The following is a 15064-nucleotide window of genomic DNA, read 5'->3' as shown; positions in this document are numbered from 1 at the left end:
TTTAGCAATATCAAGTTTTTTCTAGCCAGATCATTTACTCAAAGTTCGCTCCGAACCGCCCGCATAACCTCAGTTATCGTAGTGATTCCTTGCTTTGCCTTACAAACTCCATCTTTTTTTATAGAAATAAATCCTTCTTGCCCCGCAATTTCAGACAATTCATCAACCGAAACGCCACGGCTGATAGCCTCTCTGATGGTGCGGGAAAAAGGTAGGATTTCTTGAATTGCCAGCCGTCCTCGATAGCTACTGTGACCGCAGTGCGGACAGCCCCGACTCTTAAAAAAGGTTCTATCTACCTCTCCCAAATTTTTTAAAAATTCCACTTCCGGTGAATGTGGTAATAAAGAAAAAGGTTCCTTACAGACAGGACACAATCGGCGCACTAAACGCTGTGCAACAATACCAATTAGCGAAGCTGTCACTAAAAAGGGGTCAATCCCCATATCAAGCAATCGTGTAACGGCCCCGACAGCGCTGCTGGCATGAAGTGTACTAAATACAAGATGTCCTGTAAGAGCAGCTCTCACTGCAATGTTGGCTGTTTCCTTATCACGAATTTCGCCGACCATAATAATATTAGGGTCCTGCCGTAAAATAGCTCTAAGCCCGGTAGCAAAAGTAATCCCGACTTTCTCATTTACTTGAACCTGATTCACTCCTGGCAAATGATATTCCACGGGATTTTCAATTGTAACAAGATTTTCTTCTGGCTGATTCAGAATTTGCAAGGTCGCATAGAGAGTCGTGGTTTTTCCACTTCCTGTCGGGCCAGTCATTAAAAGTAAACCATGGGACTGACGATACAGTCGTTCATATTTTTGTAAGTTTTGTTGTGATAACCCAAGTTTCTCTAAAGTCAACGGAACTGCCGCTTGATCCAAAATACGAATTACGATCTTCTCACCTTTAATCGTCGGCAAAGTAGCAAGCCGTAAATCAATCGATCGTCCGGCCTCGTTCATTTGAATTCTGCCATCTTGCGGGCGACGTTTCTCGGCAATATCCATATTACTCATAATTTTCAATCTCGCTATTAATGGTGCTTGCATGCTTAAAGGAAATGACAGTACTTCTTTCAAAATCCCATCAATGCGATACCTTACTCTGACCTTGTCAGCGAGAGTTTCAATATGAATATCGCTTGCTTCTTCCCGCACAGCCTGTTTTAACAGAGAAGCCACAATCGCAACAATCGGCGCATCGCTAGCAGCTTGCACCTTCGGTATAGGTTGAGCCTCTTCCGCCTTAAGATCTTTTACTGCCTGATTCACCAGATCTTTTACGCCAAAAACCTGATGAATCGCCTGCAATATTTCTTTTTCACTGGCAATAGCCGGACTTATCTCAAAACCGGTAGCAAGATGCACATCTTCTAATGCTAAAAGATTACTTGGATCAGTCATAACAACCGTTAATCGATTCCCCGTTTTAGCAACCGCTAAAATTTTATAACGCTGAACTAAAGACCAAGGAATGAATCTGACGATAGCTGCATCAAGATCTCGCTGCGCTAAAGGAATATACGGAACAGATAATTGCTTCGCTAAAATCGGCATAAGCTGTTCCTCTGTTAAAAACCCTTCTTTCACTAGAATTTGCCCTAATTTTTCTCCCGTGCTCTGTTGCTTGATTAACGCGTCTTCCAGATTATCTACTGTAATGAATCTTGCTGCAATCAGTAATTCGCCTAATCTCTGCCGCTGTTTAACCATTCTTTCACCTCCTCCGGCAAAGCGCAGTTGAAGTGAAACTACTTGGTAAATTGCTATGAACAGACGCCTTAATTACGACTCTTTAGAAGCCTTCGCGTTTCTTCGGCAAATCCCTGCTGTTTTCAAAAAATAGTGACAAATTTATAATGAAGCTTTGACTGCCTGGGCCGCAACGTCCATCATTTTTGACCGCGGCGCTTCTTGTCCTGTCCAAATTTCAAAGGCCAACGCAGCCTGTTCTACCAACATGGCTAAACCGCCTAAAACAGGATAACCCTGTCCACGTGCTTTTTGCAAAAACAAAGTTTCTAAAGGATTATAAATTAAATCGCAAAAAAAAGTGTCGGTTTTGCATCGATTCCAAGCAAAAACAGGCTCTGCCTCAACCTGCGGCGACATCCCCATTGGCGTAGAATGGATAATTAGGTCAGCTTTACTTAGACTCTGTTCCCATTCGTTACTGGGCCAAGTCACCGTATTTACAGATCTGTTCAAAAAAAGATTGGCTAATTCATCAGCCTGCTCACGCCGTCGTGCAGCAATTGTTAAACATGCCACTTCTGGAGCTAAGGCGGCAGCTACAGCTCGAGCCGCTCCGCCGGCCCCTAACAACAGTGCATTTTTCCCAGCTAGAGAGCATCCTTTTCCTCTTAAAGCGGCTAAAAATCCAGGAGCGTCTGTATTATAGCCTGTGAGTACTCCTTCTTTTACTACGATTGTATTAACTGCGCCAATCTGCTTTGCCTGTTCATCAATTTCATCGAGATAAGCCATAATTTCTACTTTATGAGGAACAGTTACATTCGCACCAACAAACCCCAGCGACTCTAGACCAGCAACGGCTTCAGAAAGATTGCCCGGCTGCACAGGTAACGGCACATAGACATAATCGAGTCCACAAAATTCAAAAGCCGCATTATGAATCAGTGGCGAATACGAATGGCCTACAGGCCAACCAATCAAGCCGACTTTTTGTGTGGTTCCTAATATTCTCATCGTTTTTCCACCCCCTCATATAACTCAGGGCGCCGATCTTGCAACACAGTCATACTTGCTTCAGCCTGCAAAATCGCGGTCTGATCAACTTCACCATAGAGAATCTGCTCTGTATCATCGCCTTCCGCTAAAATAGTTCCGTCAGGTCCGACAAGCAGCGAATGACCATAAAAAGGTTGTCCTTTATGCTGACCTACACAATTCACAGCACAAATAAAAAGTTGATTTTCTACGGCCCGCGCCTGCGCCAAAACCTGCCAATTAGCACCTCGTACAGAAGGCCATTCCGCAGGAACAAAAATAACCGAAGCTCCCTTCAATTTCAAGGTGCGAAACATTTCGGGAAAGCGCAAATCATAACAAATAGCCACACCGACTTTCCAGTCCCCAATGGAAAACAGGCAAAGTTTATCACCACTTTGAAAAAAACGGCTTTCCTTAAACAAAGAAAATAAATGTACTTTTTGATAGTCTGTCAAAGCCCCTTTACCATTAAAAACAGGAATGTGGTTATATACCGCGCCATCGCGCCGATAGGCAATTGACCCACCGACAATTGTTATATTATATTGTTGCGCAATACGCTTTAACCCCCGCAAAGTCGGCCCATCCTCTTTCTCAGCAAAACTTTCTACCTGACGCAACGAATAACCGCTTGTCCACAATTCTGGCAAAACAATTACTTCAGCACCCGCTGCCGCCGCTTGTTCCGTTAATTGCAGCCCATGTTGCCGATTATGTTCAATGGCGCCGCTTTCTATATTCATTTGAATCATAGCAATTTTCATCATTTCCACTCCCAATTTACGCTCTATTACTTTTCTTGCTCAATGCAGCATATTTTTGTGGCGAAGCCATGCCACCGTAATTTTTTCTAAAAAGCGTGTAATTTTTGTTCCCAAAAATTCGCGATTCGAAAGCGGCTTTACCCAAATGGTATGACAACCGCTTAAATTTCCACCTAAAATATCGGTGTAAAGCTGATCCCCCATAACTGCCGTTTCCCGTGGCAACAACTTAAGTAATGCCAGGGCAGCCTTAAACCCCCTTAAAGAAGGTTTTAAAGCCTTAGAAACAAATAAGATCCCCTCAGTTGCAGCAATCATTTCTACACGGAAATTGCGGTTATTAGATAAAAGACAAATCTTGATTCCTGACTGTTGCAACCGTTGTAGCCACTGTTTATAGGCAAAGGAAACCTCTTTCTCGCCCCAAGGAACCAATGTATTGTCAACATCAAGAATCAAACCTTTCAACTCATGCTTTGTAAAATAGTCAGCTTCAATATCTAAACAGCGATAAGTCGCTATAGCCGGACATAAAAAACGTAGCATATTTTATCTCCTTACAAAAAATTCAGTTTGAAAAAACAACGTTACAAACTAGATTTTCTAAACAGTTAGATACTATTCTACCCGCCTTGATTCCTGCTTAACCGCAATAATTTTACAGCAAAAGCTTTGCAAGCATTGAATCACAAATAAGTTTTTTCTCTTGACAGTACCTAGTCCTTTTTCTATAATAACCACAACTATGATAGCAATAAAAACAACAGCGTGGTGAAACTATGAATAACACAAAAAAGAACATCATCCTTATTGGTATGCCTGGTTCAGGTAAAACAGCTCTCGGCTGCACCTTGGCAGAAAAGCTGAATAAAGTTTTTTGGGATACAGATCATTATATCGAACAAAGAGAAAAAAGAACAATTCCAGAGATCTTTCAAGCAGGAGAAGCGGTCTTCCGTCAAATTGAAAGCCAGGCGATCTCATCGCTTTGCCGGCAAGATCTACAGATTATTGCCACTGGCGGCGGCGTTGTAACGAAACAAGAAAATATGATTCTTTTACAAAAAGCAGGTATTATTTTTTATATTGACCGCCCGCTTGAAATGATCTTAGCTTCAGCCGAAATGGGCCGTCGGCCACTTCTAGCAAAAGATCCAAAACATATTTATACTTTATACGAACAACGCAAACACTTATATGAAAAGTACTGCGACTATCGTATTGACAATTCTCATTCTCTAAATGAAGCTATATTGGCAATCGAAAAAATCTTAAAAGAAAACCATTTATAAATTATTTCATTCTTTCAGTTGACTACGGATCGCTTCGATGGCTTTCTTTTCAATTCTTGACACATAGCTGCGAGAAATCCCTAGAATTTTTGCAATATCTCGTTGCGTTTTCTTAGCTCCGCCGGGAACACCAAAGCGCATTTCCAGCACCCATTTCTCCCTGCCGCTGAGACGGGAAATTTCCTTACCTAAACGTTCCTGTTCACAGCGCGTTTCCACAGCATCAGCTACAACATCAGAAGAAGTTCCCAGCACATCAATCAAAGTAATTTCATTGCCTTCGCGATCAATTCCGATCGGATCATAGAGACTGACTTCCGAGCGAGTCCGTTTTGTACTACGCAAATGCATTAGTATTTCATTTTCAATACACCGCGCTGCATAAGTAGCTAGACGAATCTTTTTGGACGGATCAAACGTATTGATTGCCTTAATCAGCCCAATGGCGCCGATCGAAATGAGATCATCCATATCTTCGCCGGTATTATCAAACTTTTTGACAATGTGCGCGACAAGACGCAAATTACGTTCGATTAGAGTATTTCTAGCCTGCTCATCGCCTTGCTTCAAACGAAGTAAATAGGCCTCTTCTTCCTTTTCACTTAGAGGCATGGGAAAAGTATTATGACTTACATAAGAAATCAAAAAAGTAATTCCCTGAATAAATGCTGCCGCTAATATAGTAAGCCCCCACATGACAGCCTCGCCCCCCGCCGTTATTTATCTGTTTATTTTATGGCGAAACAAGAAGCTTTGTGTCTGTCCTGTTGAAAAAGGTCTTGTTTTTCCAAACACTTTTTCTTATAATTTGACTGAGGTGTATAACATGGAAAAATTCATTGGTGATTTAGGTATTCTCTTTGCGATTGCATTAATGATTCTTTATTTAAACTGGGATAGTTTATTCCCAGAATAAAAATTTTAAACTAAAAATTGTTTTGCTACTAACTGATCTTGAAATAGCCGAATAATAGCAGCAATTTTTTTTGCCTGCTTCATTACTAACGCTAAAGAAGTGCTTTGCAAAACAAGATGGCTGCTTTCACTGGCAGCATTTACAATTCCCACCAATGAAATCTCACCAGTTGGCGGCAATTGATTCCCTACGGCTAATCCTGCCGTAATGCTTCCTGACCAAATCTCGATCTTACCTATTTCACTATGTTTCCCCAGGCAGGCGTCAACGGCAAGAATAAAAGGATTATTATACCTTTTATGAATTTCTTCCACAACGCTTGCCAAATTACCACCGTGAACCGGTTGATCTAAGGAACCATAAATAGGATAACAAGAGTTCTCTTGGAGGAAGGTTCCCACTAAGGGACCTAATGCATCGCCAGTATAACGATCGGAACCGATACATAAACAGACTAAAGAACGCAGGACTAAGTCCTGCGTTCTTTCTATGTTCCATAAATATGTACACGCTTTTTTTTCCAGATCATTGACACAACAAAACTGGCTAAATTTTTCCATCGCCTTGCCGCCCCTTTCTCGCTATTACTTTGTATCATATTTATGCGACAGCAAAGTGTTTCTATAACAAGAAAAGAGAGCAAAACTTATTGTCTTTTTAGCGCAAGAACAGAAAATAAATAAGTCACAATATATTCCAAAATAGCGCTGATTACGATCGTACCACCTGGAGCAATATCAAGATGATATGACGCAGTAAGACCGATAAGCACTGCTAAAACAGAGTATAAAATGGCGTAAACTAAAGTCTTACGAAAGCCCTTCTGCAACAAGTGCGCTGTCGCAACAGGCACAATCATCAAGGCGCTAACAAGCAAAATGCCAGCGACCGTCATACCTACGACCACAACAAGAGCCGTAATTACAGCAAAGATAAGATTAATGGCAACAATCGGAATGCCAGAAATACGAGCAACCTCTTCATCAAGAGCCATTAACATAAGTCTGTCAAATAACAGATAAGCTGTAAGTGAAACGAATAGAGCCCCGCCCCCGATCAGCATGATCTCTTTCTCTGTTACAGTAATAATACTGCCAAACAAAAAATTTAACAGTCCGATACTAGGCATTTTTGTCATACTGCTAAAAATAATAGCACAAGCAATTCCCGCATAAAAAAAGAGCGCCAGAACCATATCGCTATATTCTTTTTGTCTTTGACGCATCCATTCAATACTAACAGCGCCCAAAACTGTCAAACAGGCTGCGGCTATAGGAGGATAAAGTCCTAGCAAATAACCGCCAGTTACACCGGCAAAGGCAATATGTCCCAAGCCATCGCCAATCAAAGATTGACGGCGCACAACGACAAAAATACCAATAAGCGGACAGATGATCGCTGTAACAATTCCAGCGATAAAGGCCCGCTGCATAAAATCATATTGCAAGAAATCCACCGCGAATTCCTTCCTTCTCTTATGTGGAATAATACCATAAATGATTTTTCGTTAAATGACTCGTTCGAAATAACTCTCTTTCACCATAAAAACATAAATTCTTGTTAATACAAGCTACATGGGTTGCATAGGCTGTAGCTTGTTCAATATCATGGGAAACAAGAACTACCGTCATATTCAGTCTTTCGTTTAATTCTCTCAATAGGTTATGAATCGCTTCACTTGCCTGAATATCAACACCACTAGTCGGTTCATCAAGAAACAGCAATGAAGGGTTGCCTGTTAATGCTCTAGCCACCATAACTCTTTGCTGCTGCCCACCGCTTAAGTCTCCAATCCGACAGTTTGCCAAAGCGGCCAGACCAACAAGGTCTAGCGTATGAAGCACAATATGTCGTTTTTCAGCATCCGGTATCTTACTGCCTAGTGGACCAGACAAAAGCCCCAAGGCGACTACTTCTGCTACTGTAGCCGGAAAATCAGCAGTGTTACGCCGATAGTTCTGCGGTACATAACCAATAAGTTTTTGTTTATGAGCTTCACGAATTGGTTTTCCATTAATCAAAATGGCTCCCTGTGTGGGCGTCAACAGACCAGCAAGCAATTTTATTAAAGTGCTTTTTCCGCCACCATTGGGCCCCACCATCACGACAAATTCTCCTGATGAAATCGTAAGAGTTACATCTTCAAGAACCTTTTCGGCCTGATAAGTAAAACTCACCTTTTCTAATTTGATTTCACACATAATCTAGACTCCTCTATCTTAAAAGACAAGTGCTGTTCATTGCAAGGCTGCTTTGAGATTTTTTAAATTCTCCTGCATTACAGAAAAATAGTTATTTCCCGCCTTTGTTTCTTTATCAGTAAGACCTTCGATAGGATTTAAAACAAGAACTGCAGCACCAGTTTCTTTACCTAACATATTGGCTAATTTAGGCGAAACAAGCGTTTCAAAAAAAACAGCTTTCACTTTATGCTCACGGCAAAACTTTGAAACTTGAGCCAATTTTTCCGGTGTAGGCTCCGCGTCAGGCGCAAGACCCATAAGCGGTACTTGGTGCAATCCATAACGTTTTGCCAAATAGCCGAAAGCAGCATGGGTTGTAACAAAATCCTTCCGCGCAAACTTTTGTACAGCTTGCGCATATTCTTGATCAAGTGCCGTCAATTTCAAGGTAAGTGATTCTAAGTTCTTACGGTAGATTGCTTCATTGGCCGGATCGACCGATACTAAAGCTTCGCAAATATTATTCGCTTCCTGCACAGCAAGCACTGGGTCTAGCCAGATATGAGGATCTATTGTAAGAACAGGTTTTCCTGCTGCGTCAAGATCTTCTTCATCGTCTTCGCCAATTCCTGACAAAGTTTCGATATCATGGCTTACGGCAACGGAAGAAGTCGTCTTATTTTGTGTCAACATCTTATCAACCCACGGCTCGAAACCGTTCCCCTGGTATAAAAAGAGACCTGCTTCACGAATTTTAACAAGATCTTTGGCTGATGGCTCCCAATCATGCGGTTCTGCACCGGGTGGCGCCAGAAGCGAAAGATTAATTTTGTCGCCGCCAATCGCTTGGGCAAATTCATACACAGGATAAACAGATGCAACAACCTTAATTCGTTTGTCACCAAAAGAATTTCCGGTTACAGCACAACCGCTCAATAAAAAAATCAAGCTGCTGACTATAATGAGACAGATTACCTTTTTCATTTTACGCGCCTCTTTCACATAAACAAGAAAGTTCTTATTTAGATTCGAAAAGGAATTTTCATCACCATTATTATACTTGAATTTCCCCTAAATGCAAAGCTTTAGCATATAAACCGCCAAGCTCTGTCAATTCCTCATGCGTTCCCGTTTCAACAACTCGACCTTGACTTAAATAAATAATTCGATCTGTAGCCGCTAATGTCGTCAACCGATGAGTAATAATAAAAGTTGTCCGTCCACCGCTTACTTTTCTTACGGCTGCCATAACTTGCTTTTCCGCCTGCGCATCAAGCGCCGCTGTCGGTTCATCAAGCAATAAAATCTTAGGGTCCATAACAATCGCCCTAGCGATGGCTATTCTCTGTCTCTGACCGCCTGATAAATTCCCGCCAAGTTCACCTACTCTGCTATCATAACCAAGCGGAAGTTCCATAATAAATTCATGCGCGTCAGCGAGTTTAGCAGCTGCAATAATTTGCTCATACGTCGCCGTCGGACGACCATAACGAATATTATCATAAATCGTGGCATTAAAAAGCAAGGGATCTTGCTGAATAAAGCCAATATGGCTGCGCAAAGATTGAATGGTAAGCTCCTTGATATTTACATCATCAAGATAAATATTACCCAATGTAGGATCGTAAAAGCGCAATAATAAGTTAGCAAAAGAAGATTTACCCGCGCCACTTGGTCCTACTACAGCAATCACTTCACCAGGACTTGCTTCTAACTCAATTTGCTTCAAAATCTCATTATCTGGTTGATACCGAAATGATACATTTTCAAATCGTACTTTCCCCTGGACATGCGAAAGTACAAGCGTCCCTTCTGGCAGAGGCTCTTTTTCATCACGCAATTCTTCTATACGTTGCCAAGCAACCATGCCTAGTTTCATTTTGCTGATTGCTTCACTGATCTTTCGTACAGGAGTTGGAACGTTGATAATATAAACAAGAAAAGCGAACATACCGCCGATAGACAATTCGCCTTGAATGACTTCGCGACCACCATACCAGATAATAATGGTTAGGCCAATAGCTGCTAAAAATTCTACAAGAGGAATAAAAATGGCATTCATCCGCTGCACCTTTAACAGATTTTCAGCCGCTTCTTGAATTTGCTCACTAAATTTCTTATATTCGTACTCTTCTCGCACATAGCTTTGTACAACCATGACTGATAGCAGCGACTGTTGTACAATGCTAGTCATCTTAGCCAGAGTATGTTCCACAAGCGAGCCTAGTCTAGCTATTTTACGATTAAAAAAACTAATTGCTACAATAATAAAAGGAAGTGTAGCAAAAGTCACGAGCGCCAACTGCCAGTCGAAGTAGATCATAATCATCATAATCGCAATCACATTAATTGATTCGACCACAATATCAGGAATTCCTAAAGTAACAGCTTGCTGAATCAACAACAGGTCATTTGTGAACAGTGACATAATTTCACCGCTGGGTTTACTAAGAAAATAGGCATAATCATGACTCTGTAAAGTAGCAAACATATCTTGACGCATGCGTGCAATCATTTTGTTAGCTGCTTTTGCCATAATATAATTATAAAAATAGAAAAAGACGCCACGGACAAAATAGAGCGCGACAATCGATCCTGTAATAATATACAAAAAGGACAAATCATTTTGCGATAAAGCACCATCTATTAAAATTTTAATGACAATAGGTGCCGCCAAAGAAGCCGCACTTGATAAAATAAAACATAACACTGATAAAAATACTGAAGAAAAATAAGGCCTGATAAATTTAGACCAATACAAATTAACCATGAATGTCCTCCAAATAACAACAAAAGAATGCTACCATAGCCAATACTATTCTAGTAGCATTTCCGAAAAAAAGCAAATAAAATCGGGAAGGCGATGACGCCTTCCCATTTGACTACAATACTCGTCTGGCTCCAATGTAACGGGGGCCCCAATAACTGCTTTCCAAAGAATCAACGGCTACGCCGCGACTGGAAGTAGCACTAACGAACTGACCGCCACCCAAATAAATTCCTACATGAGATGCGCCTTCGGCATAGGTGGAGAAAAAGACTAAATCACCTGGCTGAAGTCTACTGTAAGAAACACCTCTTCCTACATTAAACTGCTCATCAGCCGCTCTAGGCAGATAAACGCCATAGGCACTAAACACATAACGGGTAAAACCAGAGCAGTCAAAAGCATCCGGAGTTGTTCCACCAAACGAATAAGGAACACCTCTTAACCCTAAGGCTGTCTGCATGATTCTTCTAGCCGCAGATACATTAGAAGAATCACGGCTAACCGGTATGTCTCGTCCCATTAACGCACGGTAAGTCGCATAGCCTACAACGCCGTCGGCTTCAAGGCCGCGATCACGCTGAAAAGCTTTAACTGCACTGGCAGTCAGGGAACCAAAACTTCCATCGGCAGGACCAGCATTGTAACCAAGGGCACCAAGTTGACTTTGAAGAGCGGCCACATCTGGACCTTGATCTCCTTCCTCAAACGCACCTGATGCAAAACCGAGTGAAACAAAACTAACAAAAAAGCAAACAAACAATGTGGTTCTGAAAAACTTTTTCACAGACTAACTCCTTTCCTCTACTAGCCTCCGAGGTTAGCTGACGGGTTCGGGAAGAAGAATAGACCCGGCTCATTTTCATGAGCTTCACCCCAATAAACGGTTTCCCCGTACCTGAGTTGGATTCGGCTTACTACACTCAATAATATATATACGACAAAAAAGACCAAAGTCCTGCCCTCAAAATACAGTTTTTGTCTTTTAGGCGCCGATTAGTTTATCCTATTTTTTACATTGTTCTGTTCCACTACTGTCTTTTCTCCTAATTCGGCCCGAACCCAGTAAAGCGGTCGCTGTTTAACCTCTTCAAAAATACGACCAACATATTCACCAATAATTCCAATGCCAACTAATTGAAAGCCACCTAAAAGAAGAATACTAACAGCCGTAGTAGCCCAACCAGGAACAGCTTCTTCCGTAAAAAATTTAATATATAAGACATGTCCTGTAAGAATCATTGTTCCTATACCGAACAACAATCCCAGATAAAAAGCAAACCGCAGTGGCATTTTAGAATAAGCCGTAATGCCATCAAGGGCAAAACGCAGCATTTTCTTTACTGAAAACTTAGATACACCAGCAAAGCGTTTGGGCGCTACAAATTCGATTTGAATTTGTTTATAACCAATATCACTGATCATGCCGCGGATAAAACGCGCTCGTTCTTTAAATAATCGGAAGCTCTGCACGACTTTTTTATCAAGCAGTCTAAAATCAGAACCACCTTCATAAATGTGAATATTTGACATCGCATTGATCAGCTTATAAAAAAGACTTGACGTAAGGTTTTTCAAAAAAGAAACGCCTTCCGTATGAACACGAATCGTCTGAACAACCTCATAGCCTGCTTCCCAGTGTTTCAATAGGGCTGGCAACATTTCCGGCGGATGCTGCATATCGCCGTCCATTGTAATTACGACATCGCCATTCGCATGATCAAGGCCGCAACTTAAGGCAATTTGATGGCCAAAATTTCTGGCAAGAATAAACGCTCTGACCCTTTGATCTTCTTGCGCCATACGATGCAAAATTAACGGAGTGGCATCACTAGAGCCATCATCGATAAAAACAACTTCAAAATCATACTCTAAAGGTTCGAGATATTTGACGACTTCTGAATAAAATACGGCAAGATTGTCCTGTTCGTTAAAAACCGGGACAACAACGGATACTAACATAATGTAAAACCCTCCAAAACTAAATAAAATACGGCATACGCCGCATACGAGAAAATTAGCGAATGCCGTGCACTATTCATTTTGCTGGGCAATATCGGGACGAAGCCGTGCTGCCTGCCGCAAATAAACATGCCGCATGGCTTTTTGCGGCAATTCTGTATTATAAAGTAGCAGCAACCGAATACAAAGAATCGGCGCTTGTGGGTGCTCAATTTCTACAGTACCAAATAAGGGAACATTATCCCAGCCATATAACCGCGCACCAGCTGCTGGGAAAGCACAAGTTAAATCTGGAGTCGAACTAAAGATAGCAGCTCCTATTTCTTCTACATCAAGTTGATTTTCCTCTGTTAAAGCCCTAAGCAGTTCCGCAACAGCTTCATTTACTGCTTGTTGCTCGTTTTTCTCCACCGTAATGGCGCCGCGAATTCCCCGAAGCAAACTCCATCATCCTTTCTTTATCTATCTTGGCTCTTTTCGACACAATTTGGTACCATTCCTGCTCTACTCGTCTGACTTTTTCTTAGTATGTGCGCTAGAACAAACTTTCATAAAAAAACAACCGGGGGTTACCCGGTTGTTTTTAAAGCATTTTCCAGCCTTTAACGACAAGTTTAATACGTCCGAAAAAACGGCTAATTGCAATTTCTAACGGATACGGCGATATAAACGCCTGGGGTACATACAAAACAATACCACCGATTTCACGCTCAGTAAACTGAGTCAGGTTCTTCGGTTCTCCGATAAAAGCTTCAGGCTCAAGCTGCACAGTACCACAGCACATAGAAACTTCCGGCCCAGCTGTCAAATGAGCTTTACCGCCTTTAGCAAGAATCCACTCCACCGCTTCATCACTCACTGAGATTTCCATTAAAGCGCCTCTTTTTCTTGCAGTTTTCGACTGAATTGTGCCAAGCCAAACTCGACATCCGCTGTTTGCGCTGCCGCAACTTTTGGAAAAGAACAAATTTCAATAGTTTCTAAAATTGGTTCCTGCGAGGCACTGTAAAACACACCGAACCAAATACCGCTTACAGCGCTTTCCACCCATTTTGCCGGCTCCTCTGAATCACTCAACTCAATCGTTAGTGAACCAACGCCTAGAAAGTCGCGAATTGCTTCTCGATCCGGCAAGGCAAGCGGTAATTTGTTGATAAAAATTGTGTGTTCCTTTTGCTCAGTAAGAAACAATTTTAAATTTTCCTCAATTTCTTTAAGAACAGCAACAACTAAAGGATTCTGATGCTCTAAGCTCATCGCATCGTCACCTCCACCTGCCACTCAGCTAGCAGTTGCAGCGTTTTTTTACAGATAGGCTCCAACTGAACGCTCACTGGATCTGTCAGTTCCATTCCCACATCAAGGCTCAGGGGCTGAACGCCAAGAACAACCACTTCTTCCAAGGGAGTTTCCAGTACCTGCAAGATAGCAAGCACCTGCTGAATACCGATATCGTGGAGAGAAACAGCATTTTGAAAGTATAAGTTAACTGCTTCACCGCGAAAATCATAGACATCCCCTGGCTCGCCGCCGCCTTGGATACAATCTAAAATCACTAAACGCTGCGCCTCTGACAAATAAGGAATCAAATCCATTCCAAGCGTGCCGCCATCGAGAAATTCCGCCCCTTCCGAAAGCTTGTATTTCTCGTCTAATGCAGTTACAGCTTTAACGCCAAAGCCTTCATCACTAAGCAGTATGTTGCCGATTCCCAGAATGATCGTCTTTTTCATCTGTCACTTCTCCTGCATCCATTGGTGTATGACTCAAATATTTATAGCCTGTAAACATGCTGGAAATCTCACCTTCATTTTCTACAAGATCAGCTCTTGCTGCCATGTAAACATGAACAATAGCAAAGAGAACAAAGCACCAGGCTATTACATGATGAATAATATGGAGCCAGTACTCATTGCTCACCAGACTAATTAAAGGAGCCAAGACCACAGCTGCCATACTATTAGGACGAATCATGGCGTACATGGTAAAGCCTGTAATAAGCTCACCAAGCAATAGACAGTAGACTCCTAAATAGCTGGCTCTTGCCAGAGCATTCCGCAGATAAGGTTTATGGCGACGCCGTAAAAACAAATAATGCTGCAACGTATCGAAGAAACCTTCCCAGTAAGCCCTCGTCCAAAACCGCGGCAAAAGCCGATCGCCGCGATTGATAATAAAGCCGTAAATCCGTAGAATCAAGGCAGCTAATAAAATATAAGCTGCAGCAAAGTGGACAAACCGAATCGTTTCCATCGACATAAATCGTCCAACGACAAAAGTCGGTTCAAATCCTTGGCTAGTAATAAAGAAAGGATTTCCAATATACAAGCCAGTTAAAAATAAAACAGGCATACAGCAAACCATGGTCCAGTGAAAAATTCTTAGCCAAGGACTAAATAAATAATAAGGTTTTCTTCCGCGTTCTTCCACGGCACTCCCTCCCTT

The 15064-nt window shown here is 41.8% G+C and carries 19 protein-coding genes and 1 riboswitch; of the genes, 2 read left to right on the top strand and 17 right to left on the bottom strand.

Going from position 1 to position 15064, the window contains the following annotated elements:
- Positions 1-38 precede the first annotated feature (38 nt).
- The 4 genes from AC0NJP_RS02080 to AC0NJP_RS02065 form a co-directional block, all read right to left on the bottom strand.
- The gene (locus AC0NJP_RS02080) at positions 39-1715 is read right to left on the bottom strand and encodes a GspE/PulE family protein (protein ID WP_474698609.1); all 1677 of its coding nucleotides are present in this window, start codon (positions 1713-1715) and stop codon (positions 39-41) included.
- A 141-nt stretch (positions 1716-1856) separates the two neighbouring features.
- A complete protein-coding gene (gene aroE / locus AC0NJP_RS02075) occupies positions 1857-2711 on the bottom strand; it encodes a shikimate dehydrogenase (protein ID WP_474698608.1) in 855 nt (284 codons plus the stop codon).
- Positions 2708-3502, bottom strand: a complete 795-nt coding sequence (locus AC0NJP_RS02070) for a carbon-nitrogen family hydrolase (protein WP_474698607.1) — start codon at positions 3500-3502, stop codon at positions 2708-2710. The genes aroE and AC0NJP_RS02070 overlap by 4 nt, the downstream gene beginning before the upstream one ends.
- A gap of 36 nt (positions 3503-3538) precedes the next feature.
- Positions 3539-4045 carry a YqeG family HAD IIIA-type phosphatase gene (locus tag AC0NJP_RS02065; RefSeq protein ID WP_474698606.1) on the bottom strand — a complete coding sequence of 169 codons (507 nt, stop codon included), beginning with the start codon at positions 4043-4045 and terminating at the stop codon, positions 3539-3541.
- 233 nt (positions 4046-4278) lie between these two features.
- Here AC0NJP_RS02065 and AC0NJP_RS02060 point away from each other — a divergent pair, with 233 nt between their 5' ends.
- Entirely contained in the window at positions 4279-4791 is a 513-nt protein-coding gene (locus AC0NJP_RS02060; protein WP_474698605.1) for a shikimate kinase, read from the top strand.
- A 6-nt stretch (positions 4792-4797) separates the two neighbouring features.
- On the opposite strand, the gene sigK is transcribed toward AC0NJP_RS02060, so the two are convergent.
- Complete coding sequence (sigK, locus tag AC0NJP_RS02055) at positions 4798-5487, bottom strand: RNA polymerase sporulation sigma factor SigK (protein WP_474698604.1); 690 nt, start codon at positions 5485-5487, stop codon at positions 4798-4800.
- On the opposite strand from sigK, the gene AC0NJP_RS02050 reads away from it, so the two are divergent.
- A complete protein-coding gene (locus AC0NJP_RS02050; RefSeq protein ID WP_474698603.1) occupies positions 5486-5707 on the top strand; it encodes a hypothetical protein in 222 nt (73 codons plus the stop codon). The two genes, sigK and AC0NJP_RS02050, sit on opposite strands and share 2 nt — an antisense overlap.
- Before the next feature lie 5 nt (positions 5708-5712).
- Here AC0NJP_RS02050 and yyaC read toward each other — a convergent pair whose 3' ends face one another.
- The 12 genes from yyaC to cybH form a co-directional block, all read right to left on the bottom strand.
- Complete coding sequence (gene yyaC / locus AC0NJP_RS02045) at positions 5713-6267, bottom strand: spore protease YyaC (RefSeq protein WP_474038344.1); 555 nt, start codon at positions 6265-6267, stop codon at positions 5713-5715.
- A gap of 86 nt (positions 6268-6353) precedes the next feature.
- On the bottom strand, positions 6354-7163 hold the full coding sequence (locus AC0NJP_RS02040; RefSeq protein WP_474038343.1) for a metal ABC transporter permease: 810 nt from the start codon (positions 7161-7163) through the stop codon (positions 6354-6356).
- Between the two features lie 19 nt (positions 7164-7182).
- The gene (locus AC0NJP_RS02035) at positions 7183-7908 is read right to left on the bottom strand and encodes a metal ABC transporter ATP-binding protein (protein WP_474698602.1); all 726 of its coding nucleotides are present in this window, start codon (positions 7906-7908) and stop codon (positions 7183-7185) included.
- 36 nt (positions 7909-7944) lie between these two features.
- The gene (locus AC0NJP_RS02030) at positions 7945-8874 is read right to left on the bottom strand and encodes a metal ABC transporter solute-binding protein, Zn/Mn family (RefSeq protein WP_474698601.1); all 930 of its coding nucleotides are present in this window, start codon (positions 8872-8874) and stop codon (positions 7945-7947) included.
- 70 nt (positions 8875-8944) lie between these two features.
- Entirely contained in the window at positions 8945-10660 is a 1716-nt protein-coding gene (locus AC0NJP_RS02025; RefSeq protein ID WP_474698600.1) for an ABC transporter ATP-binding protein, read from the bottom strand.
- 112 nt (positions 10661-10772) lie between these two features.
- Positions 10773-11444, bottom strand: a complete 672-nt coding sequence (locus AC0NJP_RS02020) for a C40 family peptidase (RefSeq protein WP_474038339.1) — start codon at positions 11442-11444, stop codon at positions 10773-10775.
- Between the two features lie 8 nt (positions 11445-11452).
- Positions 11453-11582, bottom strand: a riboswitch (cyclic di-AMP (ydaO/yuaA leader).
- 71 nt (positions 11583-11653) lie between these two features.
- Positions 11654-12622: a glycosyltransferase family 2 protein gene (locus AC0NJP_RS02015; RefSeq protein WP_474038734.1), complete on the bottom strand. Its 969-nt coding sequence runs from the start codon at positions 12620-12622 to the stop codon at positions 11654-11656.
- A gap of 69 nt (positions 12623-12691) precedes the next feature.
- On the bottom strand, positions 12692-13060 hold the full coding sequence (aroH, locus tag AC0NJP_RS02010) for a chorismate mutase (protein ID WP_474038338.1): 369 nt from the start codon (positions 13058-13060) through the stop codon (positions 12692-12694).
- A gap of 142 nt (positions 13061-13202) precedes the next feature.
- Positions 13203-13490 (bottom strand): CC/Se motif family (seleno)protein, encoded by a 288-nt coding sequence (locus AC0NJP_RS02005; RefSeq protein ID WP_474038337.1) that lies wholly within the window; start codon positions 13488-13490, stop codon positions 13203-13205.
- Entirely contained in the window at positions 13490-13876 is a 387-nt protein-coding gene (locus tag AC0NJP_RS02000; protein ID WP_474698599.1) for a hydrogenase expression/formation C-terminal domain-containing protein, read from the bottom strand. Before AC0NJP_RS02000 ends, AC0NJP_RS02005 begins: the two co-directional genes overlap by 1 nt.
- On the bottom strand, positions 13873-14352 hold the full coding sequence (locus AC0NJP_RS01995) for a HyaD/HybD family hydrogenase maturation endopeptidase (protein ID WP_474698598.1): 480 nt from the start codon (positions 14350-14352) through the stop codon (positions 13873-13875). Before AC0NJP_RS01995 ends, AC0NJP_RS02000 begins: the two co-directional genes overlap by 4 nt.
- Entirely contained in the window at positions 14309-15049 is a 741-nt protein-coding gene (cybH, locus tag AC0NJP_RS01990; protein WP_474698597.1) for a Ni/Fe-hydrogenase, b-type cytochrome subunit, read from the bottom strand. Before cybH ends, AC0NJP_RS01995 begins: the two co-directional genes overlap by 44 nt.
- Positions 15050-15064 lie beyond the last annotated feature (15 nt).

This window comes from Pelorhabdus sp. sgz311002 (genome assembly GCF_056134285.1).
Note: the sequence above shows the minus strand (reverse complement) of the source record. Positions and strands in the feature narration are given on the sequence as shown.

Excerpts from the sequence above, each read along its gene's own strand:
- AC0NJP_RS02035 (WP_474698602.1), bottom strand. The coding sequence starts at position 7,908 with ATGTGTGAAATCAAATTAGAAAAGGTGAGTTTTACTTATCAGGCCGAA.
- AC0NJP_RS02030 (WP_474698601.1), bottom strand. The coding sequence starts at position 8,874 with ATGAAAAAGGTAATCTGTCTCATTATAGTCAGCAGCTTGATTTTTTTA.
- AC0NJP_RS02060 (WP_474698605.1), top strand. The coding sequence starts at position 4,279 with ATGAATAACACAAAAAAGAACATCATCCTTATTGGTATGCCTGGTTCA.
- AC0NJP_RS02005 (WP_474038337.1), bottom strand. The coding sequence starts at position 13,490 with ATGGAAATCTCAGTGAGTGATGAAGCGGTGGAGTGGATTCTTGCTAAA.
- AC0NJP_RS02080 (WP_474698609.1), bottom strand. The coding sequence starts at position 1,715 with ATGGTTAAACAGCGGCAGAGATTAGGCGAATTACTGATTGCAGCAAGA.
- yyaC (WP_474038344.1), bottom strand. The coding sequence starts at position 6,267 with ATGGAAAAATTTAGCCAGTTTTGTTGTGTCAATGATCTGGAAAAAAAA.
- aroE (WP_474698608.1), bottom strand. The coding sequence starts at position 2,711 with ATGAGAATATTAGGAACCACACAAAAAGTCGGCTTGATTGGTTGGCCT.
- AC0NJP_RS02070 (WP_474698607.1), bottom strand. The coding sequence starts at position 3,502 with ATGATGAAAATTGCTATGATTCAAATGAATATAGAAAGCGGCGCCATT.
- AC0NJP_RS02065 (WP_474698606.1), bottom strand. The coding sequence starts at position 4,045 with ATGCTACGTTTTTTATGTCCGGCTATAGCGACTTATCGCTGTTTAGAT.
- AC0NJP_RS02025 (WP_474698600.1), bottom strand. The coding sequence starts at position 10,660 with ATGGTTAATTTGTATTGGTCTAAATTTATCAGGCCTTATTTTTCTTCA.
- AC0NJP_RS01995 (WP_474698598.1), bottom strand. The coding sequence starts at position 14,352 with ATGAAAAAGACGATCATTCTGGGAATCGGCAACATACTGCTTAGTGAT.
- sigK (WP_474698604.1), bottom strand. The coding sequence starts at position 5,487 with ATGTGGGGGCTTACTATATTAGCGGCAGCATTTATTCAGGGAATTACT.
- AC0NJP_RS02050 (WP_474698603.1), top strand. The coding sequence starts at position 5,486 with ATGACAGCCTCGCCCCCCGCCGTTATTTATCTGTTTATTTTATGGCGA.
- AC0NJP_RS02000 (WP_474698599.1), bottom strand. The coding sequence starts at position 13,876 with ATGAGCTTAGAGCATCAGAATCCTTTAGTTGTTGCTGTTCTTAAAGAA.